Source organism: Microvirga sp. P4_G7, from assembly GCF_056401005.1.
In genome coordinates this window covers 1-939 of the sequence record NZ_JBFUKD010001019.1, presented here as the reverse complement: position 1 = coordinate 939, position 939 = coordinate 1, and the positions used below count along the sequence as shown (strand labels likewise).

1 protein-coding gene is annotated in these 939 nt (G+C 60.6%); it reads left to right on the top strand.

Annotated elements, in window-relative coordinates; translation table 11 throughout:
* Positions 1-803, top strand: an 803-nt coding sequence (locus AC1DT3_RS22700) for an ATP-binding cassette domain-containing protein (protein ID WP_477467424.1), incomplete at its 5' end; no start/stop codon positions are given.
* Between the last annotated feature and the right edge of the window lie 136 nt (positions 804-939).

The following is a 939-nucleotide window of genomic DNA, read 5'->3' as shown; positions in this document are numbered from 1 at the left end:
AGACGTTGGCGCTCGTGGGCGAATCCGGCTGCGGGAAATCGACCGTCGCGCGGAGCATCATGCAGTTGGAGCGCGCTCAATCCGGTTCCGTGCGCTTCGATGGCGTCGAAATGATCGGCGCATCGCGTAAAGCGATGACGCGCTTTCGGCGCGAAGCCCAAATGATCTTTCAGGATCCGTTTTCGTCCCTCAACCCTCGCATGACAATCGCCCAAGCCTTGATGGATCCCATGCGGGTTCATCGCGAGGGCTCCACCAAGGTCCTTCGAGAACGCGCTGCCGATTTGTTGGCCAAAGTCGAATTGTCGCCCGAACATCTCGAACGCTACCCGCATGCATTCTCCGGCGGACAACGCCAACGCATTTGCATTGCACGCGCATTGGCGCTCAATCCTCGGCTCATCATCGCGGATGAAGCCGTCGCCTCGCTCGACGTGACGATCCAGGCCCAGGTGATCAATCTGCTGATGGATCTCCAGAAAGAGATGGGGATCGCGATCCTGTTCATCAGCCATGACATGGCCGTCGTGGAGAGGATCGCGCACCGCGTGGCGGTGATGTATCTCGGCGAGATCGTGGAAATCGGCGATCGCCGTTCGGTGTTCTCCAAGCCCGAGCATCCCTACACGCGCAAGCTTCTCGCCACCGTCCCGATTGCCGATCCGTCGCGCAGGCCGCTTGGACGCACGCCCATGTCGGATGAAATTCCGAGCGTCGTCCGGTCTTTGGACTTCATCCCTACCCGACTCGCCATGCGGGCTATTTCGCCGACCCACTTCGTTCGCGAGACGAGCGCGGCGTGAGCGCGCGGAGTCGGACGATCTGAGCTTGATATGGCACGTTGTCGCGATCACCTCCAATCGCTTGCACCGATCAGGGCATTGACCGTCACAGAGCGAGCGTCATGGCGCACCTTTGCTCTGCCGAGAGGCCATATGC